Origin of the sequence: Arthrobacter sp. NPDC056727 (assembly GCF_042790555.1) — a bacterium.
Classification (GTDB): domain Bacteria; phylum Actinomycetota; class Actinomycetes; order Actinomycetales; family Micrococcaceae; genus Arthrobacter.
Window position 1 is genome coordinate 20,500 of sequence record NZ_JBHTZA010000024.1, and the last position, 19,385, is coordinate 39,884.

Annotated in this window: 18 protein-coding genes; 6 read left to right on the forward strand and 12 right to left on the reverse strand. The window is 66.8% G+C overall.

The window, feature by feature from the left end; all coding sequences use genetic code 11:
• Nucleotides 1-3: 3 nt before the first annotated feature.
• From ACFRAH_RS19650 to ACFRAH_RS19685, 8 genes are all read right to left on the reverse strand, one after another.
• Complete coding sequence (locus ACFRAH_RS19650) at nt 4-684, reverse strand: hypothetical protein (RefSeq protein WP_377992590.1); 681 nt, start codon at nt 682-684, stop codon at nt 4-6.
• 369 nt (nt 685-1,053) lie between these two features.
• Nucleotides 1,054-1,581: a hypothetical protein gene (locus tag ACFRAH_RS19655; protein ID WP_377992591.1), complete on the reverse strand. Its 528-nt coding sequence runs from the start codon at nt 1,579-1,581 to the stop codon at nt 1,054-1,056.
• A 55-nt stretch (nt 1,582-1,636) separates the two neighbouring features.
• Nucleotides 1,637-1,951 (reverse strand): hypothetical protein, encoded by a 315-nt coding sequence (locus tag ACFRAH_RS19660; RefSeq protein ID WP_377992592.1) that lies wholly within the window; start codon nt 1,949-1,951, stop codon nt 1,637-1,639.
• Between the two features lie 388 nt (nt 1,952-2,339).
• Nucleotides 2,340-3,476 carry a serine hydrolase gene (locus ACFRAH_RS19665; protein ID WP_377992593.1) on the reverse strand — a complete coding sequence of 379 codons (1,137 nt, stop codon included), beginning with the start codon at nt 3,474-3,476 and terminating at the stop codon, nt 2,340-2,342.
• A gap of 208 nt (nt 3,477-3,684) precedes the next feature.
• Nucleotides 3,685-4,971, reverse strand: a complete 1,287-nt coding sequence (locus tag ACFRAH_RS19670) for an aminotransferase class I/II-fold pyridoxal phosphate-dependent enzyme (RefSeq protein ID WP_377992594.1) — start codon at nt 4,969-4,971, stop codon at nt 3,685-3,687.
• Nucleotides 4,968-5,825, reverse strand: coding sequence for a class I SAM-dependent methyltransferase (locus ACFRAH_RS19675; RefSeq protein ID WP_377992595.1), 858 nt, complete (start codon nt 5,823-5,825; stop codon nt 4,968-4,970). Before ACFRAH_RS19675 ends, ACFRAH_RS19670 begins: the two co-directional genes overlap by 4 nt.
• A 128-nt stretch (nt 5,826-5,953) precedes the next feature.
• Nucleotides 5,954-6,925, reverse strand: a complete 972-nt coding sequence (locus ACFRAH_RS19680) for a D-glucuronyl C5-epimerase family protein (RefSeq protein WP_377992596.1) — start codon at nt 6,923-6,925, stop codon at nt 5,954-5,956.
• A 76-nt stretch (nt 6,926-7,001) separates the two neighbouring features.
• Nucleotides 7,002-7,958, reverse strand: coding sequence for a phosphatase PAP2 family protein (locus tag ACFRAH_RS19685; RefSeq protein WP_377992597.1), 957 nt, complete (start codon nt 7,956-7,958; stop codon nt 7,002-7,004).
• A 141-nt stretch (nt 7,959-8,099) separates the two neighbouring features.
• On the opposite strand from ACFRAH_RS19685, the gene ACFRAH_RS19690 reads away from it, so the two are divergent.
• Both ACFRAH_RS19690 and ACFRAH_RS19695 read left to right on the forward strand, forming a co-directional pair.
• A complete protein-coding gene (locus ACFRAH_RS19690) occupies nt 8,100-8,258 on the forward strand; it encodes a hypothetical protein (protein ID WP_377992598.1) in 159 nt (52 codons plus the stop codon).
• A gap of 63 nt (nt 8,259-8,321) precedes the next feature.
• Nucleotides 8,322-8,717: a hypothetical protein gene (locus ACFRAH_RS19695; RefSeq protein ID WP_377992599.1), complete on the forward strand. Its 396-nt coding sequence runs from the start codon at nt 8,322-8,324 to the stop codon at nt 8,715-8,717.
• Between the two features lie 112 nt (nt 8,718-8,829).
• Here the strand turns inward: ACFRAH_RS19695 and ACFRAH_RS19700 are convergent, their stop codons facing one another.
• The 4 genes from ACFRAH_RS19700 to ACFRAH_RS19715 all read right to left on the reverse strand — a co-directional run bounded on the left by ACFRAH_RS19700 (nt 8,830) and on the right by ACFRAH_RS19715 (nt 12,268).
• Nucleotides 8,830-9,147 carry a hypothetical protein gene (locus ACFRAH_RS19700; protein ID WP_377992600.1) on the reverse strand — a complete coding sequence of 106 codons (318 nt, stop codon included), beginning with the start codon at nt 9,145-9,147 and terminating at the stop codon, nt 8,830-8,832.
• A 55-nt stretch (nt 9,148-9,202) separates the two neighbouring features.
• Nucleotides 9,203-9,709: a hypothetical protein gene (locus ACFRAH_RS19705; protein ID WP_377992601.1), complete on the reverse strand. Its 507-nt coding sequence runs from the start codon at nt 9,707-9,709 to the stop codon at nt 9,203-9,205.
• Between the two features lie 97 nt (nt 9,710-9,806).
• Nucleotides 9,807-10,541 (reverse strand): response regulator transcription factor, encoded by a 735-nt coding sequence (locus tag ACFRAH_RS19710; protein ID WP_377992602.1) that lies wholly within the window; start codon nt 10,539-10,541, stop codon nt 9,807-9,809.
• A complete protein-coding gene (locus ACFRAH_RS19715; protein WP_377992603.1) occupies nt 10,538-12,268 on the reverse strand; it encodes an ATP-binding protein in 1,731 nt (576 codons plus the stop codon). Before ACFRAH_RS19715 ends, ACFRAH_RS19710 begins: the two co-directional genes overlap by 4 nt.
• A 590-nt stretch (nt 12,269-12,858) precedes the next feature.
• On the opposite strand from ACFRAH_RS19715, the gene ACFRAH_RS19720 reads away from it, so the two are divergent.
• The 4 genes from ACFRAH_RS19720 to ACFRAH_RS19735 all read left to right on the forward strand — a co-directional run bounded on the left by ACFRAH_RS19720 (nt 12,859) and on the right by ACFRAH_RS19735 (nt 19,159).
• Nucleotides 12,859-14,331, forward strand: coding sequence for a BTAD domain-containing putative transcriptional regulator (locus ACFRAH_RS19720; protein WP_377992604.1), 1,473 nt, complete (start codon nt 12,859-12,861; stop codon nt 14,329-14,331).
• On the forward strand, nt 14,324-15,715 hold the full coding sequence (locus ACFRAH_RS19725) for a sensor histidine kinase (RefSeq protein ID WP_377992605.1): 1,392 nt from the start codon (nt 14,324-14,326) through the stop codon (nt 15,713-15,715). The genes ACFRAH_RS19720 and ACFRAH_RS19725 overlap by 8 nt, the downstream gene beginning before the upstream one ends.
• Nucleotides 15,716-15,906: 191 nt before the next feature.
• Entirely contained in the window at nt 15,907-16,905 is a 999-nt protein-coding gene (locus ACFRAH_RS19730; protein WP_377992606.1) for an o-succinylbenzoate synthase, read from the forward strand.
• 163 nt (nt 16,906-17,068) lie between these two features.
• On the forward strand, nt 17,069-19,159 hold the full coding sequence (locus tag ACFRAH_RS19735; RefSeq protein WP_377992607.1) for a PhoX family protein: 2,091 nt from the start codon (nt 17,069-17,071) through the stop codon (nt 19,157-19,159).
• Nucleotides 19,160-19,385 lie beyond the last annotated feature (226 nt).

Consider the following 19,385-nt stretch of genomic DNA (forward strand, 5'->3'; position numbering starts at 1 on the left):
TGGCTAGCCGCCGTACCAGCGGCGGAGCGTGCTGTTGACGAGGCCGATCAGCACGGCCGTCCACCAGCAGGCCTGCGAGATGCTGAGCGCGATCAGCAGGCGGTTGCGGAGCCGGCGGCCGAGTTCGCTGAAGCGGGTTTCCGCCGGAAGGGCGAACATCCTGTGCATGGCGGGACCGATGCTCAGGCCGTTCAGCATCAGGCCAAGCACGCAGACGAGCTTGATGACGGTCACCGGGTTGGTGAGGTCGGGCTGGATGAGGGCTCCGGAGGCCAGCAGCAGTGCCAGCCCGCCCCAGATCAGCGGCTTGGACGCGGCTTCAAGCTTGGGCGATTCGTGCATCTGCACCTTGCCCATGAGCCACAGCAGGCCCAGCCAGTCGACAACGAGGATGGTGCCGAAGGACAGCACCAGGGCGAGAATGTGCACGGCGAGCCCGATGCGGTGCAGTTCAGGACCGCAGTCCACGAAGTTCCCCACGAGCAGGGAGCCGGCCCAGCCTGCGGTGCAGAGGAGGCCCAGCAGGAACAGCCGGATGGTCTGTTTGAGGGAGGTGGTACGGATGCGGTTGTCCCGCCTGCGCCGGGCGGGAGCGGAAATGCGCTTCGATCCAGGGCGCGGCGAGGGGGTCATTGCGGTGCGGGTTTCAGGGCGGGTCAAGGTGGTGCGGGTGTCGGCGATCATAAATGCCGGCCTTTCATCACTGTTGTGCTCCCCTGAGAATGGTGCCGGGAGCTGGGCTGGCCGGGTGGTTCCGGACAGCACGGAATTGCTGGGCTGTGTTGGGGATTTTTTGGGTGCCGGGAGTGGCTGGCGCGCTGCGATGCAGGGCGCGGTCTCCTGGAGGTTGCAGCTCCAGGGGAGTTTCGGTCTACCTAAATGAATACGATACAGGTTGATTTGGGGATTAAGCAAAGAAAGAGTTATCAAGTCGTCGGCGTGTCGACTCGAAATCCTGCCCTGACCTCGTGTAATGGGGGAAGCAAAAAGCGGGCCTTCCGCATAGCTGCAGAAGGCCCGCTGTGAGGGAATAGGCCCCGATGCAAACCGCGTTCAGTCGCCCGAACCGTGGCCGCCGCTGTCGTCGCCTCGTTCGGTCGCGTTGCGCTGTCCGCCCTTGTCATCGCGCGGTTCCGGGACCGTGCGCAGGCCGCCTTTATCGTCGCGCGGTTGGACGACGACGGCGGGATCCCCGGCGTTGGACTGGGACCCGGCGGGGCCGGCGTCGTCCTTTCCTGCAACAGTGCCGGCTTCAGCGTCCCGGCCACCGCCCGGCCCGGTTGAGGGTCTTGTTCGACTGCCGCTCTTGCGGTCGCCGGATTCGGGCCCATCGGCAGCGCTCGTGGCAGTGGGAGTTGTGCTGCCACCTTTGATCGCCGGCGTCACGTCCGGCGTTGCTCCCGCGCTGGCGACGGCGCCCGGGGCCGGAGTCCTGCCGGTGCCGTTCGGCAGAAGGACGCTGTTCGCGTTGCCGGTACCTGCCGGCGTGGTGTTCAGCACCTGGGTATTGACGGCGAGCGCGGCGGATCCGGTCACGAGGATTCCGGCCACGGATAGCGCGAGGGCTGCTCTGGTTTTCATGGTCCACTCCAGGATGTCGGAAATGACTGTGTGCACTGGAAAGGCGGGCCGGCAGTCATCCGCCGTCCTGGATCTCGTGCAAATGCGCCAGCATCGCCTGCTCAGGGTGTCCTGGATGTTCGGAGATGTGCCGGAGCAGCCGCAGCCGCATTTCGGAGTTCAGGCTTTCGTCGCCAAGGATTTCGCCGATGAGCCGCATCAGCTGGCGCTGCATTATTCCGCCCTGCGGTGCGCGTTGGGGTACGCGCTGCGGGGTGTGCCCGGCGGAGACTGGAGCGGAGTGTCCGGCCTGCTGGCTGGCGGGCAGCCGCTCCGGCGTGGGGGGCTGCCAGTCGCTGCCACCGGGTGAATACGGGTCCGGGCTCATCATTTTATTTACCTTCCACCTGCGCCGCCCCGCGGGCCCTTCCGGCTGCGCTGAGACCGGCGGCGTTGCCGGCAATCCCCGTTGGCAGGAGGATGTGCCGTCTGACGGTATTGTTCGACGGCGCCATGGTGGATTGCCGGTGAACCTTGGGCCGCCGATGGGGGTGGGTCCCCCCGATAGGAGGGAGGCCGGCAATTCGCGGACCAGTGCGGATACCGGGACGTTGGGGGTCCGGGTTCTCCAAGGTTCAACGGGATTTTCCGAGGAGCGGCTGGCACGATCTTTCTATCTGGCCCGGCGCCACAGCCGCGAGTGGGAGCCCAGCCAGTTGGCCGGCCCGGCATAGCACCCCCCTGACATGCCGGGCCGGCACCCTCCGGGCCCGGGGCGCTCAGAACACCTGGTTCACAACCGCCCGGGTGAGCTGCCGGATGATGATGGCCTGGACGGGATTTTCGGCGGCAGTGGCACCCAGCGAGTACACCACGAAGGCGTAGGCGCGCCGGCCCTGGACCAGGATGCTCGCGTCGTGCAGGTTCCCGTTCAGCAGCCCATACTTGTGGAAAACGGTGACCTCAGGTGGCACCGCCGCGGGGATCAGTGTCTCGTAGTTGGTGTTCTGCATGTAGGACAGCAGCTCGGCCGTGTGGGCCGCGCTGAGCAGACGGCCCGTGTAGAGCAGTGTCAGGATGGTGGCCGTCTCGGCCGGGGACAGCGTGTTGAAGGTTCTGTCGTACGGAATCCCGAGCGACGCCGCGTAGTCACGGATCCCCTGGTAGCCGACGGCGTTCAGTACCAGCGCCCAGGATGTGTTGTTGCTCTGCTGGATCATCTGCAGGATCTGAAAGGCCGCGGTGTGGCCGCCCATAGGCGCCGCCAGGGACACCACGCCCGCCTCGGCCAGGTGGTAGTACGCGGCCGCCGCGAGGATCTTGCCCGTGCTTGCCGCCACGAACTTCTCCCGCACGCCGTACTGGCGGACAACGCCGTCGGACATGTCCACGAGGGCAACCCCCACCTGGTACCGGCTGTTGGCGGCGATGATGGAGTTCAGCTGTTCGTCGAGGGTTGCGCCGGCGGGCGCTGCGGGCGGCGCCGGCTGGGGTGGCGGTTTTGGCGCCGGTGCAGGGGGTGCCGGGGAGGGGCGTACGACGGCGGCGGGCGGGGAAGGTGCCGCACGCTTGGTGGGCGCCGGCCTGGGTTTCGTCGGTTTTGCGCGGTCCGTCGCCGGGGCCGCCGCCTGCCGGGCAGGCCTGGCTGTTGGCGGTGCCGGAGTCCCGGACGGCGAAGGCGCAGCCCTCTGCAGGGTATTCGAGGGTGCCGGCGCTGCATGTGAAGATGCCGGCGCCGGGCTCTGGGCTGTCCCGTAGGCGGTGGTTGCGGTCAGCGCGATGGCCGTGCAGATGATCAGGAGCCGGCCGCGTGGCTGTGCCGGCCAAGGGACTGGCTGGGTGGCGGCTGTCCGGGTCGGCGCTTTGCCGAGGCGGTGGCGGCTGCGGGTGCGATGCCGGCCGGAGGGCGTACTCATCGCCGTGACCTCAAAGCCCCGGACTCCCAGCCGGACCCCATTGGCCCGGACCAGGGATGTACAGCGTCTGCCACTCGCCTCACCCAATTTCCTCTGCCAGCCTTCGTCAGGGGCGGCATATGGCCACGCTTGCATGGGGAGGTTGGGAAAAGGTGGGGCTTAGGCTGGAACTAGTTGACTTAGGCCATCAAAATGGGGGATGGCTGGGTCAGGGCAGTTTCCTTGGGCCGGCGGGAACGATGGGGATCAGGCCGGTTGGAAGCTTGATTTCGGCGTCCTCGGGCCGGTCCTGCCCTGCGCGTTCGATCGCCGCCCGGAAATGGGGCAGGCTGCGCTCCACCATGTCCTCGCTGGCCGTGAGGGAAATCCGGAAGAACCCCGGTGTTTCGAACAGGACACCCGGAAGGACAAACACGTCCTCCTGGCCGAGCGCTTCGGTGAAAGCCTCGTCGTCATGGATGGGGGAGCGGACAAACAGGTAGAAGGTGCCTTCGGCGGGCCTGAGCCGGTATCCCATGCCGCCCAGCTCCTGGACCATCCGGTCCCGCTTTTGCTGCAGCTGGCCGACGTCGATGGTGAACGTCTCCAGCCGCGGCAGCGCATACTGCAGCACTGCGTTGGGGTAGATCCAGCCCATGGCCAGCTGCATGGCCTCGATGGCGGTGCCGAGCTCCTTGCGGTCCGGCATGCCCGGCGGCAGCGCCAGGTACCCGATCCGCTCACCCGGCGACAGGTGCGTCTTGCCGTAGGAGTAGGCAAGCAGCGTATAGGGATAGAACTCCGCGGGGCTGTGGAAGCGGGCGCCGTCGAAGACAATCCTGTTGTACGGTTCATCGGACACCAGATAGATCCGCCGGCCGATCCGCTCCGAGGCGTCATCGAGGAGCCCGGCCAGCCGGCGGAGAAGCTCGGGCGGGTAGATCCTGCCGGTCGGGTTGTTCGGCGTATTGATGATCACCACACGGGTCCGCTCCGTGATGGCCGCTTCAATGGCCTCCAGGTCGAGGTCGAAGGTTTCAAGGTCGATCCTGACCTTGACCGGGACCAGTCCCGCTTCGACGGCGAGCGGCTCGTAGAGGAACCACGGCGGCAGGCTGTAGATCACCTCGTCGCCCGGATCCGTGACGGCCTTCAGCGCCAGCGCGATCGCGGTAAAGCCTCCGGTGGTGAGGTACAGGTCCTCGGGTTCGAAGCGAACGTCCAGCAGCCTGCCCAGGGACTCCGCCGCCGCCTCCCGGGCATCCACCTCGTTGGTCTTGTACGCGAACCACTGGTCATCGTGCGGGTGGAGCGCGTCCCGGAGGGCGTCAACGTAGGCGTCCTGCGGCATCTGGTGCGGGTTGCCCAGGGTGAAGTCGCAGATGCCGGGAAGGTGCTTGCGGCGGGCGTAGGTGGAATGGTTCAGGTGCTCCGAGATCCTCCGGAAGGACGGAATGGAGGCCACCTCAAGGGCGCGGCGCGAGGCGGGTGAGCCGGAGGCGGGGGAGTCCGTCACAGTCCGGATTCCTGGGGCTTGGCATTGGCCTTCGCCGTGACCAGAAGATACTCCCATTCCATCTGCCCGGGCGTATCGCCGTGGGCTTCGATGTATGCGCTGGCAAGTTCCGTGAGGGCCTCGTCCAGGGCCTTGGCTTTCCCTTCGTCGCCGGACAGGGACTTGTACAGGGAGATGGTGGGGCCGTAGTGCGACTTGAAATAGCGCAGGAAGTCTTCCGGCTGGCGGAAGCTCGTGATGGCGACGTTCCGCTTCTGCGCCCGGACGTCGCTCAGCCGGTCGCCGAACAGTTCACGGACATGGTCTTCACTGCCCCACAGCGGTGCCGGCTGCGCGCCGGGCGGCGGCGGGGGCGCGAAGGGCTTCATCGCGGAGAACATCTGCCCGATGAAGCCTTCCGGCGTCCAGTGCAGCAGCCCCACGGTCCCGCCCGGCCTGCAGACACGCACAATTTCGTCGGCGCTCGCCTGGTGGTGGGGAGCAAACATGGCGCCGAGGCAGGACATGACGACGTCGAATTCGCCGTCCGCGAAGGGGAGGTTCTCGACGTCGGCCTCCACCCACTCGAGCTCAACGCCGCGGTCGGCAGCCTGCCTCCTGCCGGCGTCGAACATCTCCGGGGTGAGGTCGCTGGCGATGACCCGGGCACCCATCATGGCCGCGGGGACGGCCGCGTTGCCGGCACCCGTGCCGACGTCCAGGACGCGCTGGCGCGGCTTGATGTTGCAGGCCTCCACCAGAATGGCGCCCAGATCGGCAAGGAGTTCGGTGGCGAGGGCGGGGTAGTCACCCTGCGCCCACATGGCCCGGTGTTTTTCCTTCAGGGCCTTGTCCGCCCCGGCCTGGTCGTTCATGTCCGCGCACCTCTGCCTTCGCAGGTTCAGTTGCAGCGCACTGCCGGGTCAGTAACGGCTGACCCGGTGGAGGCTGTGGTGCGATTTATTGTGGGCTTCCCGGCTGGGCTTGTAAAGGTTAGGGCGCGTCAGGAGTAGTCGGCCTTCAACAATGCCGACTGGGCGGCGAACGCCGGGTCCCCGGTCTGCCGGCCCAGGATGGCGAGCTGGTTGGTGACGCCCTTGTGGTAACCCGCGGGGGCCCGCCACACGTACTGGCCAAACGGGCTGGCGGCGTACCAGGAGATGGTTCCGGGCCGGCGGTAGCTGGTGAAGTGGTCGCGGATGGTGGTGGCAGCGGTGTTGAACATCCACTGCGCCGTGGGGTTCTTGGTGAGCCGGTAGTAGTCGTAGGCTCCCCAGGCGGCATAGATATGCCCGTTAACGACGTGGCTTGACGGGATGTTCGTGCCGACGTATTCCTCAAACCACATATAGATCTTGCTGCCCTTCAGCACCTGGTCCTGGAACCACGGCTGTCCGTTCTTCTTGCGCACCAGAAAGGAGCGGAAGACACGGTCGGCATGGGTCTTCCAGTAGGTGTTGCCCGTGGTTTCGTACATGTTCACCAGGGTGGAGAGCATCATGCCCTGGGCCATGCCGGAGTACCAGGGGATGCCCATGTCGATCCTGTTGCCGGGCGTGTGCCTGAACTTGTAGGGGAACCAGGTGGCGCCGGTGGCGTCCGAGAACGAGCCGGACAGGATGTAGCGTGTGGTGGCGTCGGCGCGGCGCAGGTACTCCGGGTTCTTGGTGACGCGGTATGAGGAGAGCATCTGGTTCACGAACCAGGCGCTGTTAACCGGGTGGTAGACAATCACGTTGTTGATCTTGACCTGCACCACGCCCTTGCTGTTCACGGTGCCCCAGGTTGTTGCGGTCAGGGGAACCACGGCCGTGCCGATGTACGGCGACCCGCCGGCGGTGTTGATGGTGTAGTTCGCGTTGGCGTACGTGAGCTGCACCGGCGGCGCCGCCTGTGAGGTGACGGCGGCGGCCAGGAGCATCGCGGCGGCCGCGATCAGTGCCGTAAGAGAGCGTGAAATATCGCGGACGCGCAATGAAATTCCCCCATAAAACCAGACCAGATTGCGCCAATGGTAGCAGGGCCGCAGGGAGGGGAGGCCGGCGCCTTCGTTAGTCCCGCCGTCGGACGGCGTACGCGAACAGGGACGTCGTGGCCACCGTGGCCAGGTACCCTGCGATGACGATCAGTGAGATGCCCGCCCAGAAGTAGTTGGTGGTGCTGGCCTCCTGGCCACTGCCCGGCGCGATCATGACCAGCGAATACACGGACACCGCAGCCGAGGCCAGCCCCAGCACCGCGGGCAGCCCGATCCACAGCCGCGCCGATCCCCAGTGGCCACCGAAGCCGTCCCAGACGTTCCACTCGTGGCCGTCGTTGCGCAGGATCAGCCAGCCCGCGGGAATCATGAAGCAGCCCACCACAAGGAACGCCGCCACCACATCCGCCGGCCGGTGCCACTGGTTCACCAGCGTGGACATGCCCGACGCGATGGCGAACGTGCCGCCGACGAAGCCCGCCAGCGGCCGCCACCGCGGTGACGCCATCAGGAACACGGCCGCCGCCGCTGATGCTGCCAGGGTGGTGTGCCCGGACGGCAGCGAATTCAGCTCCAGCGTCTCCACGCCCCGGTCCGGCCGCAGCGGCAGCATGTCCTTGAGCACCTGCGTGGCGACATTCGCCGCCACACACGCCGTGACCGCGATGCCCGCGGCCCGCCAGCGGCGGTGGATCACCGTCACCAGGAGGACGACGACGGCGGCCATCACCAGGGAGATGGTGGGCAGCCAGTCCAGGAACCGGGTGGTCACCTTGCCCGCCGGCCCGTGGATCTCCACTGCCTCCACCAGGGCGGACTCGTCGATGAACTGGCCCGTTGTGGTGCGGACGAAGTAGTAGTAGGTGGCCGCGAGGCCCGTGGCGCAGGCCATGGTGGCCACAGCAAACAGGAAGCCGGTGCCCGCTGCGAGGCGCACCGGTCCGGCTGACGGCCGGCGGCGCGGCTTCTGACGGCCCTGCTGCTGGCGGCCTTGCTTCTTACGGCGGGGGTCCCTGAGCTGGAAAGTCATCGTAACAAGGGTGTCACAGTTTGCTGGGAGGTGCCTGTCCGGCGGGTGGATGCACCCTGTCCCCGGGCACCCCGGACACAGCCGCACCCTCGACACTGCCTCACCCTCGACACTGCCATGGCGCCGGATTACGTTGGGGCCATGAGCGAAAACCCAGACAGGCCCCGCACTGACGGCGAAGAGCCTGCCCGCGAAGAAACCGACCTCAGCACCAAGCTGGACCCGGATTTCATCCCGCAGCAGGACGATACGCCCGAAGAGCAGCGCGCCCGGGAGCACCCCGAGGAAACGGGCAGCTGACCGCCCCGCCGGTGCTGGGAACTGTGGCTGAGAACCGCGCCGGCTGGCGGCTAAAGTTGGTGCATGGGCGGTCTCGTGGATGCACTTGGCCCCATCCTGGAAATAATGACCTGGGTGGGCTTCCTCCCCGGCGTGCCGCTGCTCGTTTGGGGACTGATAATCGAACGGCGCCGCTGCGCCTGGACCAAAACCACGGGTGAGGTCTACACCGCCGGCGGCTTCACCGGCTTCCGCTGGACCGACCAGGAAAACGTGCCGCGCCAGACGCTCGTCGACTCCGACGTCGCGCGCGGGCTGGTGGCCGGGACCCAGGTGGAGCTGCATTACGACCTCTGCCACCCTTCACGGTGGGGCCTGAAACCGCCCAAGCACGACAACATCATCCTGATCCTCGGCTGGATCCTTACCGCCGTGGGCGTCCTGAGTTTCGTCGGGGGATTTGTGGTGCTGCTGTTCTGAAGGGTCGTGCCCTTCTGAGCGGACCGCCCAAACCGGGCCGGACATGCGTCGGGTACCCGTGCCGCGGCGGGTACCCGGTCTGTGGGGCAGCTGAGCTGCGATATTTCCTTTGCTAGACGTGCGGATCGACTGTTGACGCCCGGTCGGCGCGCGGGGAACGTCCGCCGCGCCGGTTCCTGTCGCGCAGGTGGTCCAGCAGCGCCTGTTCGGGATGCCCGGGGTTCTCTGCCAGGTGGCGCAGGAGACGGCGGCGGACCTCGGACCGCGGATCGGACGTGGCGAGCACATTGTGGATGATGTCCAGGACCTGCTGGTGGAGTTCCGAATCGTCCACCATCACAGTGGTTGGCTGGCCGTAGGGCGAGTCGACCGTGGAGCCCCATCGGTCCGGCGGAATGGGCTCGTACAGATCGCGGAATTCGGTGTGCATCACTGACTCCTTTTTGCGGGGGGAAACTGCTTCTTCGGGTTGCCGCCGCGTGCGCTTATTCATTGCTGCTGCCACTCCTGCCGCTGGTGCCGGAGAGACCGCTATTTTCGGAGAGACCATCTTTGCCGCCGAGCCGGCCCGAGGAGGTCGGGCTCGAGGACGTTGAATCGTCAGTGGGTTTCACTGCTGGGGACGTGACCTGGGCCGGTTCCACAATCTCGACGCCGTAATCCACGTCAGGGTCTTTGCTGGAATTGGCCGGGTCGTCGGGAGCCGCTCCGGTCGGCACCGGATCGGCTGACTTGGTGGACCGAGGCGAGGAGGTGGCAGGGCCCAGCGGCGCGGACTTCAGCGCCGGTGAGGACGTCCTCGGCGTGGCCGTGGGGTTGGTGAGCGGCGACAGCCGGTTTTCAGGCGTGTTGAGGACCGAACCGCGGGAGTCCGGTTCCCGAACAATGACGCCGGGTTCCCGGACTGTCGGAGCCCCGGTGACAGCCTGCGCCCAGACGGTGATGCTGGCGAGACCCACCAGCGGAATGCTCAGCAACGACCACCTCTTCATCGGCCTGCCACACCTCCTTCGTGCTTCAACTTTGGAGTGCGAAGGTGAGGCAGGGATGAGACGCGCATGAGAGTCTTCTCATGCTCAACCAGCGGGGTTAGATGGAATGGCCTTCGGCATCCTCAACGGTGCCGGCTGCGCCACCGGGGGCCGTCGTGGCGGGGCCCGGCAAACAGACGAGGCGGTAGCCTACGCCCCGGATGGTCTGGATGCGGTCCTGGCCGAGCTTGTGCCGCAGGTAGCGGACGTAGACGTCCACCACGTTGGAGGAGCCTTCGAAGTGGTAGCCCCACACCCGGCTCAGGAGCTGCTCGCGGCTGAGCACCTTGCCGGCGTTCTCCATGAACGTCCGGGCCATGACGAACTCCCGCGCGGACAGGTCGATGACGCGGCCGCCGATCTCGGCCGTGCGCAGGTTCACGTCGAGCGACAGGTCGCCGCAGACGAACGTCGGGGTTGAGGAAACCGCCTGTGCGCCCCGGAGCCGAAGCTTGATGCGGGAAAGCAGTTCCTCGAACCGGAAGGGTTTGGTCATGTAATCGTCCGCGCCGCCGTCGAGCGCCGCCACCGTGCTCTCGAGACTGTCCGCCGCCGTCAGGATGATCACCGGAATCGTGGAGTGCATGTCGCGGAGGTTCTTGAGCACGGTGAGGCCATCCATCCTGGGCATGCCGATGTCCAGGATGAGGAGGTCGAATTCCCCGGACGTGGCGTAGTCCAGCGCCTTCACCCCGTCGGAGACCTGGGTGGTGGTGTAGCCGGCTGCCGTGAGGCCCTTGGCGAGGAAGGCGGCAATGCGGGGCTCGTCGTCGGCGATCAGGATCCGGGTCAAGGCGTACCTCCCGCCCGGCTGGCCAGTTCAACGTCCGACGCCGGTCCGGCCGGGTTTGGTTTGCCCGTTCCCTTGTGCCGCGGTCCTTTGGTGCCCTGTCCGTTGGTGCCCTGTCCGTTGGTGCCCTGTCCCGTGACGCCCGGGCCGTCGGGGGCGGGGTCTTCTGCGCCGCTGCCCCTCTGGCCGGCGGTGTCCGCGGCCGCCGAATCACCCGTTTCACTGCCCGCTTCGTCGCCTCCGGACGGGATGCGGAGCACAAAGCGGCTGCCCTTGCCCTCTTCGGATTCCAGCAGCACAGTGCCGCCATGCGCCTCGGCGATGGCCTTCACGATGGACAGCCCCAGGCCCGAGCCCTCCGAGGCCACCGAGTTGGTGCCCTTGCCGAAGCGCTCGAAGATGCGCTCATGGTCCCCGGCGGGGATGCCGGTTCCGGTGTCCAGCACCCAGATCTCCAGCACCCTGGATACCGGCTCTGCCGGCTCCCGCACAACTGCCGCCCGTCCGCCCTGGGGGGCGCCGTCGTCGTCCTCTACCCAAGCCCCGCCAATCGAAATACGGTCCGGCTCAGAGGTGTGCTTGACCGCATTGGCGGCGAGCTGCTCGAGCGCCTGGGTGAGCCGGCGGCGGTCGGCTCGGATGAGGCCGCCGGGCTTGGCGTCCAGGCGCCACTGGCGCTCGCCGAGGACCCGGACCCGGTTCAGGGCGTCCTCCAGCAGGTCGTCCGCCTCCACCCACGCGGGGGTCACGAAGTCCGGCCGGCCGCTGCGCGCAAGGATCAGCAGGTCATCCACCAGCACCTGCATCCGGTCCAGCTCGTCCAGGAGCAGCATGCGGGTCTGGTCGACGTCGTCGGGATCACCGGCGCGGAGCAGTTCCAGGTAGCCGCGGATGATCGTCATGGGGGTGCGCAGTTCGTGGCTGGCGTCGTGGACAAAGCGGCGCTGGTTGTCGGAGCCTGACTCAAGCCGTTCGAGCATGCGGTTGAAGTTCATGGCCAGCTGGGCGACGTCATCGGTACTGTCGGGCACTTCAACCCGTTTGGTCAGGTCCTCAAAGGTCGTGGCCTCAGTGGCTTCGCGGAGCCGCCGGACGGGCCGCAGCAGCCGCCCGGTGACCAGGTAGCCCACCAGGCCGGTCATCGCGAGCGTTGCCAGGGACGCCGTGGCGAACGTCCACATCGAGGCGAATACCTCGGCGCGCTGCTCGCCGATCTCGCTGGAAGCAATGAGCAGGCCCTGGTCCTTGCGGCCGGTGGTCAGGGAAACCGACGTTATGGCCAGGCGGACCTGCCGGCCCTGAAGCTGAATGTCCCGCATCACGGTCTGGCCGGGGACGCTCCACTCCCAGACATGGTTGGTGACGGCGGGTGTGTTCAGCTTGGTCGGCTGGTCCCCGGCAGGCAGGATGACGTTGCCTCCGCGGAGCATGGTCATCACGGACTCATAGCCGCCGGGGGCCCCGTTGCGCAGATAGGTTGTAAAAAGGTCATGAAGGGTGGTGTATGCCGTGCCGCCGAAATTGGGCCGGCCCTGCCTGGCAAGCTCGTCCAGGTTTTTGCGCGGCAGCTGCAGTTCAGCGTTGACCCGGTCATTGAGGCTCTTCAGCTGGGCGGCATGGGTGGCCGCGCCGGCAACAAAGAGGCCCACGGCCATGAAGACGAGCAGCGTGGCCAGCAACCGGAAGCGGACGGAATGCACTTCCGTGCGCAGTGCGCCGGCCGCATTCATGGGACTGCCCGACCTCTTTTAGGGTGTGATGCGCGTAACACGATGCACGCCGGTGCCCGCCGCGGAAAATTTTTTTGAAATCCGGAGCGGCCGCCAAAGACGCTCATCGCCGAGTACTCGGAGTACTTGGTTGTACCCGACCCGGCCATGGTCCGCCTCATAGGATCACCCATTTCATGCTGACTTGGCGGTCCTCCGGGGACGAGGATCGCAGTAGTACCGCTCTAACTGCGGTAATACGAATGTAGCCCCGGGTTCTTGGGAAAAACTTGGTGTTTCCGGACCCCGCTGCCGTCCTTGACACGGGTTTAAGGGGAGCCACAGGCTGCCCCACCCGCGTGGTGGCCGGTTCGATGCAAAAGCAACCAAGTAGTGCCTCTGCCGAAATTCGAGTACTCGCTACTCGTGCCCGTACTTGCCCGAGTGACAAGTATGAATCCAAGCCATTCATGGGGAATGCAGTTTCATGGGGATAGTAGGTGCAGAAAATGGTTCAGACGGTTGCAGAAGATACTCGTTGGTCCCGGAGAGCGAACGACGACGAGTACCTTCCAAACTCACTGGAAGACGCTGGTGGCGCAACAACGAAGTTGTCCATCAACATCCTGGGTCCGCTCCGTGTCCGCCGCGGCGGCGTGGTGATCGGATCCCACGAGCTGGGCGGCCCCAAGCCGCGCCAGGTCCTGGAAATCCTGTTGCTCAAGCTGGGGACCCCGGTCTCCAAGAACCACCTGATCGACGTCCTGTGGAACGGCCAGCCGCCGGCTGAGGCCCTGTCCACGCTGGAAAGCTACGTCAGCGTCCTGCGCCGGCACCTTCAGCCGGGAAGCGGCAAGGGCGGCGCGCTCCGCACGGTCACCGGTGGCTACATGATCGACCGCAGCATGGTTGACCTTGACCTCGACCGCTTCGATGACCTGCTCAAGCAGGCCGGGCATGCCTCACCTGAGGAATCCTTCCGGCTGCTCGAGAAGGCCCTCGACATCGCGTCGGTGCCGCTGCTCGGTGATGAGCTGCTGGCCGGCTGGGCCGAGGAGGAACGTGCGCTCCACTCCGCACGCGTCGCCAGCATCAAGGCGCGGGCAGCGGAAGCCGCGGTCGCCGTCGGACACCCCGAGCGCGCGGTGGCCCTTGCCAGCGAACTGCTGGTGGACGATCCCATCAACGAGCGCGCCTGGACCGCCCTGGTCCTGGGCCTCGAGGAATCGGGACAGTACATGGAAGCGCTGCGGGCCTACGGGCGCTGCCGCCGGGTCATGGACCAGGAGATCGGCTGCCTCCCCGGACGTCCGCTCCGGGAAGCACACGCCCGGCTGTTGCAGGCAACGGCCGCCAGCGAGGACGAAATGGATCTTTCAGATACGGATGCTCCGCTTCAGGCAATGTCCCAGAGCACCCGGGAAATCAGCATCCTGACCATCGACGACCACAGCACGTTCACCGAACTGCTGACGGCAGCACTGGACCGCGAGCCGGACCTGCGGAGCGTCGCCTCGGCCACCACCGCCAAGAGCGGCGTGGAGCAGAGCATCGCCCTCAAGCCCGACGTCGTGATCATGGACTTCCACCTGCCCGACGGCGACGGCCTCACGGCCGCTGCCCGCATCCTGGCTGACGCCCCGAACACCCGGATCGTCATGCTCACCGGTGACCCGACGCCGGAAGCCCTGCGGACTGCCGCCTCCATGGGCATCTGCGCCTTCCTGCCGAAGGGCGGATCGCTGTCCACCCTCCTGGACACGCTCCGCTACGCACGGGCCGGCAACATGGTGGTCCACCCCTCGCTGGTGGCCCAGCTGGGCATGTCCACTCCCGCTCCGGCCCCCGCGGTCCGCGAAGTGGAGCCGGGCGGACCTGTCCTGACGCCCCGGGAACTGGATGTGCTGCGGCTGATGGCCGGCGGCCACGGATCGAAGGAAGTGGCCAGCAAGCTGGACATCTCCCTCAACACCTGCCGTGGGTACGTCAAGGCCATCTTCGCCAAGCTTGGAACCCACTCGCAGCTGGAATCGGTCATGGAAGCGTCACGGCGCGGCATGCTCGAGCAGCCCAGCCATGGCTAGGCCATCGCTCCGCAAACCCGCCCTGTTCCGCCCGTTCGAATCGCCGGCCTCCCACAACTCCGAGGTTTTCAAGGCCGTCCGGCGGTTCCTGCTGATGGGGCTGGTTGCCCTGGTGGTGGTCACCACTCCGGTGGCCTTCTGGATCTGGTCCGAGGCTGAACGCCACGCACTGCAGAACTCCAAGGAAGCCACCGACCATCTGGCCAACAATGTGGTGGGGCCGCTGCTGGATGAGCAAGTCCTGTCCGGCGAACCCACCGCCATAGAACGGCTCGACGACCGGCTCCGTCCATGGATGGACGACACATCGGTCTTTGAAATCCGGCTCTGGGACAAGAACGGGCGCATTGTCTACTCCGAAGATTCCAAGCTGATCGGCAAAACCTTCGATCTGCCGCACGAGGCCCAGGAAGTCCTGGCCGGCGGGGACGTCCCCGCCAACCTGGAGACCCAGACGGACGAGGTCAACACGCCCAACGTCGAAAACGGCGAGCTCGTGGAGGTCTACGTTCCCGTCACGGCCCCCGACGGCCAGAAGCTCGTTTTTGAGACCTATTACGACGACGACGGTGTCCGCCAGGAGCAGGCTTCCGTTCTGCTCGGCATGGCCCCGCCGTTCCTCCTCTCGCTTGCCGTGCTGCAGTTCGCGCAGCTGTTGCCCGCAGTCCAGCTGGCACGCAGGATCCAGGCCTACGAAGCCGGCCGGAGCCGCCTGCTCCGCCGGGCCATCGAAGCCTCGGAACTCGAGCGGCAGCGCATCGCCCGGGACCTGCACGATGAAGTGATCCAGGAACTCTCCGGGCTGTCCTATGTGATGGAGTCCGAGGAACTGCACAGCCCGGTGGGGCAGCGGGCGCTGTTCTCCGACGCCCGGCGGATCCTGCAGGACAACGTCCGCAGCCTGCGGGCCATGACCAGCGAGCTGTACCCGCCGGACCTGAACCGCCTGGGCCTCTCCGGCGCGCTGGCCCGGCTCGGCGATCCGCTTGAAGAACGCGGAATCAGCCTGGAACTCGACCTGCCGGACAAGTGTGAGCTGGACCGGGACCGGGCGGCACTCTTCTACCGGGTGGCCCGCGAAGCCCTGGCCAACACCGGCAAGCATTCCCGGGCAACGAGGGCCGAGCTCCACCTCCACCAGGACGGCGGCCGCTCGGAGATCCGCATCCAGGACGACGGCTGCGGCTTCGACCAGACCCAGGGATCGCCGGAAGGACACTTCGGCCTGCGCATCATGAAGGACACCATCGGCGAGGCCGGCGGCACGCTCCAGGTGACGTCCGAGCCCGGCCGGGGGACCACGGTGATCGCCCGCTTCGGAGTGGGCGGCGCCAAGGCCGCGGCCTCCTTCGACCACGAGCCGGAACCGGTGCCCTCGGCGTAACCCCTCGGCACTCTTTCACACCGACAAGCCGCCGGCCCCTCCAACGGAGCGGGGGCCGGCGCAGTCCTGCAACCCCCGACCCTTCCTCACGTCCTGCCGCTTGCTTCCCGACCCTTCCTCACCTCCCGTCGCCTGATTCCCAACCCTTCCTCACGTCCTGTCGCCAAACCCCGCGCCGGTACAGTGAATCCATGCCCCTCCAGTACCCGTCCCTTGAGGAACTGCTCGCCACAACCCGCGTCGTGACACTGCCCATGCGGGTGAAGTTCCGCGGGATCCTGGAACGGGAGACGCTGCTCGTCCGGGGCCCGAGGGGATGGGGCGAGTTCGGTGCCTTCCCCGAGTATGGCGACGAAGAAGCCTCCCGCTGGCTGGCCTCCGCGATCGAGGCCGGCTGGCACGGTTTCCCGGAGCCCATGCGGACCAGCATCCCTGTTAACGCGACCGTGCCTGCTGTCATGGCAGAGCAGGTCCCGGAAATCCTGGCGCGGTTTGGACGTGTGGACGCCGTCAAGATTAAAGTGGCCGAACGCGGCCAGACGCTCGACGACGACGCCTCCCGGGTGGCCGCTGTCCGCGCCGCGCTTCCGGAGGCCGCCATCCGGGTGGATGCCAACGGGGGCTGGGACATCCCGAACGCGGTGGCGGCGCTGACCCGGCTGGCCGACGTCGGCCTGGAGTACGCCGAGCAGCCTGTGCCGGAGATCGACGGCCTGGCCGAGGTCCGCCGCCGGCTCCGTGCAGCAGGGGTTCCGGTGCTGATCGCGGCCGACGAAAGCGTCCGCAAGGAGGAGGACCCGCTAAAGGTGGCTCGGGCCGGCGCGGCGGATCTCCTCGTGGTGAAGGTGGCGCCGCTCGGGGGAGTCCGGCGCGCGCTGGAGCTGGTGGCGCAGGCCGGGATGCCCGCCGTCGTGAGTTCCGCCCTGGATACGTCCGTGGGGATCCGGGCGGGGCTCGCGCTCGCCGCCGCGCTGCCGGAACTGCCGTATGCCTGCGGGCTGGGAACGGTGTCGCTGCTGGCGGCGGACGTCAGCATAGAGCCGCTGGTGGCCGACGACGGCGCCATCAGCTTGCGCGATATCGCTGCCGACGAGGGGCTGCTTGAGGAGTACGCAGCCCCGGCCGAACGCCGGGAATGGTGGCTCGCCCGGCTCCGACGCGCCCACGCCCTGCTCCCCATCGCAGCTTAGCCCGCCTTCCCCGACGCTCTCTCACCTTCTGCAGGTCTTTCCCCGACGCTTCTTCAGCTCGGGCGGCGAGTTCACCGGATCTTCATCTGAGTGTCGGCTTCCGGTTGGCTTTCACTGGAAGGGTGGCGGTGCCGCATCTAAACCCTTGGAAGGTCTCTCTCCCATGTCTGAAATCTCCGGACGCAAGTTCGCTCTGCTGCCCATGCTCGGCCACACCAAAGGCAAGCGCAGCCCCGTCACCTGCGCGCTCAAGTGCGACAACGCCTGCGCGGGCGACGTCTGCAACACGAGCTCCAACAGCTACTTCCGCGATATTGCCTCCACCACGCTGTCCCGCCGCGCCGCCCTGGGCTTCGGCGCCGCCGGCGCCCTCGCCGTCGTACTTGGGGGAGCCGTGAACTCCAGCGAGAAGGCCGTGGCCGACGGCGGAACGGGACTGTCCGCCGCCGCCAAGAACGGTTTTGCCCCGGGTGCGTCCAAACTCCAGTTCACCGCGATCCCCGCCGTTGCGTCCGACGTCGACGCCTTGACGGTTCCCGCGGGTTTCACCTGGCAGCCGGTGATCCGCTGGGGAGACCCGATCTTCAAGGACGCCCCGGCATTCGAACTGGGCAACCAGACCGCCGCAGCCCAGGAGCGCCAGTTCGGTTACAACAACGACTACTCGGACATCCTCGAGATCCCCGGCAGCAAGGGCCGCCGCGCGCTGCTGTTCGCGAACCACGAATACACGAACGAGAACATCATGTTCCCGGCCACCATGCCCGCCGAGCAGATGCGTGCGGTGGGTGCGGCCGCCCACGGCCTGACCGTCGTCGAGCTGGAGCGCAAAAACAAGAACCAGCCGTGGAGCTACGTCAAGGGCGCCCCGCTGAACCGCCGGTACCTGAACAGCACCCGTTACGAGCTGACCGGCCCCGTTGCTGGCTCGGACTTGGTCAAGACCGCGGCCGACCCCGAGGGCCGCTGGATCAACGGCACACTGGGCAACTGCTCCGGCGGCACCACGCCGTGGGGCACCATCCTCTCGGGCGAGGAAAACTTCAACGGGTACTTCGTTGCTCCCGGAACGTCCGCCTCGGACAAGCGCTACGGCCTCACGAACAAGGCCACGGCACGGAAGTGGGAGCTCGACGATCCCCGCTTCAACGCCAATAACGCAGGCTACGAAAACGAAACCAACCGCTTCGGCTGGATCGTCGAGGTGGACCCGTTCGACCCCACGTCCACGCCGAAGAAGCACTCATCGCTGGGCCGCTTCAAGCATGAGGGCGCCAACGTGATCGTGGCCAAGTCCGGCCACGTGGTGGCCTACTCCGGCGACGACGAGCGCTTCGACTACCTCTACAAATTCGTCTCCAAGGCCAAGTACCGCGAAGGCGACCGCAAGCACAACATGACGCTCCTCTCCGAGGGCGACCTGTACGTTGCCAAGTTCACAGGCAACGCCCCGGCCGCGGAGATCGACGGCAAGGGCACCGTTCCGTCGGACGGCTCCTTCGACGGCACCGGCGAATGGCTGCCCCTGGCGGTCGGCGGCAAGTCCATGGTTCCCGGCATGTCCCTCGAGGAAGTGCTTGTGTACACGCGACTCGCTGCGGACAAGGTGGGCCCCACCAAGATGGACCGCTGCGAGGATGTCCAGCCCAGCCTGCACAGCGGGAAGGTTTACGTCGCCTGCACCAACAACTCGGACCGCGGCAAGCCCGGCAAGGAAGGCGCCACCGAGGTCAACCCGCGCAACGAGAACCGCGACGGCCACATCGTCGAAATCACCGAGACCGGCGACCAGACCTCCACCAGGTTCACCTGGAACCTGCTGATGGTCTGCGGCGATCCCTCCACCGGCGACGTCACCTACTTCTCCGGTTTCCCGGCCGACCAGGTCTCGCCGATCTCCTGCCCCGACAACCTGGCCTTCGACTCCGTGGGCAACCTCTGGATCTCCACCGACGGCGCGCCGTCCGGCATCGGCAAGGCTGACGGCCTGTTCAAGGTCACCCTGGCTGGCCCCGAGCGCGGTCGTGTGGAGCAGTTCCTCGCCGTACCCCGCGATGCCGAAACCTGCGGTCCGATTGTCCACGACACCGAGCGCAGCGTTTTCGTCTCCGTGCAGCACCCGGGCGAGGAGGGCACCTTCCAGGCGCCGCACTCATACTTCCCGGACTACGTTGCCGCCGGCGCGACGCCCCGCCCCGGCCAGGTCCGGGCCCCCCGGCCGGCCGTGGTCCAGGTGTTCCGCATCGACGCCTAGCGCTTATCAGCGACACGCTCCATCAGATCCTGCCGGGTTTTTCCCGACGCTCCATCAGGTCCTGCAGGTTCTCGGCCAACGCTCTCTCACTATCCTCAGGAAAGTGAGAGAGCGTTGGGGCTTAAGCGCCGGGAGGTGAGGAAGGGTTGGCGTTCGGGCGGCGGGAGGTGAGGAAGGGTTGGGGGAAAGGCGGCGGGAGGTGAGGAAGGGTTGGCGTTCGGGCGGC

Excerpts from the sequence above, each read along its gene's own strand:
- ACFRAH_RS19660 (WP_377992592.1), bottom strand. The coding sequence starts at position 1,951 with ATGATGAGCCCGGACCCGTATTCACCCGGTGGCAGCGACTGGCAGCCC.
- ACFRAH_RS19685 (WP_377992597.1), bottom strand. The coding sequence starts at position 7,958 with ATGACTTTCCAGCTCAGGGACCCCCGCCGTAAGAAGCAAGGCCGCCAG.
- ACFRAH_RS19730 (WP_377992606.1), top strand. The coding sequence starts at position 15,907 with ATGCCCCTCCAGTACCCGTCCCTTGAGGAACTGCTCGCCACAACCCGC.
- ACFRAH_RS19715 (WP_377992603.1), bottom strand. The coding sequence starts at position 12,268 with ATGAATGCGGCCGGCGCACTGCGCACGGAAGTGCATTCCGTCCGCTTC.
- ACFRAH_RS19665 (WP_377992593.1), bottom strand. The coding sequence starts at position 3,476 with ATGAGTACGCCCTCCGGCCGGCATCGCACCCGCAGCCGCCACCGCCTC.
- ACFRAH_RS19695 (WP_377992599.1), top strand. The coding sequence starts at position 8,322 with ATGGGCGGTCTCGTGGATGCACTTGGCCCCATCCTGGAAATAATGACC.
- ACFRAH_RS19675 (WP_377992595.1), bottom strand. The coding sequence starts at position 5,825 with ATGAACGACCAGGCCGGGGCGGACAAGGCCCTGAAGGAAAAACACCGG.
- ACFRAH_RS19690 (WP_377992598.1), top strand. The coding sequence starts at position 8,100 with ATGAGCGAAAACCCAGACAGGCCCCGCACTGACGGCGAAGAGCCTGCC.
- ACFRAH_RS19725 (WP_377992605.1), top strand. The coding sequence starts at position 14,324 with ATGGCTAGGCCATCGCTCCGCAAACCCGCCCTGTTCCGCCCGTTCGAA.
- ACFRAH_RS19650 (WP_377992590.1), bottom strand. The coding sequence starts at position 684 with ATGATCGCCGACACCCGCACCACCTTGACCCGCCCTGAAACCCGCACC.
- ACFRAH_RS19735 (WP_377992607.1), top strand. The coding sequence starts at position 17,069 with ATGTCTGAAATCTCCGGACGCAAGTTCGCTCTGCTGCCCATGCTCGGC.
- ACFRAH_RS19655 (WP_377992591.1), bottom strand. The coding sequence starts at position 1,581 with ATGAAAACCAGAGCAGCCCTCGCGCTATCCGTGGCCGGAATCCTCGTG.
- ACFRAH_RS19705 (WP_377992601.1), bottom strand. The coding sequence starts at position 9,709 with ATGAAGAGGTGGTCGTTGCTGAGCATTCCGCTGGTGGGTCTCGCCAGC.
- ACFRAH_RS19700 (WP_377992600.1), bottom strand. The coding sequence starts at position 9,147 with ATGCACACCGAATTCCGCGATCTGTACGAGCCCATTCCGCCGGACCGA.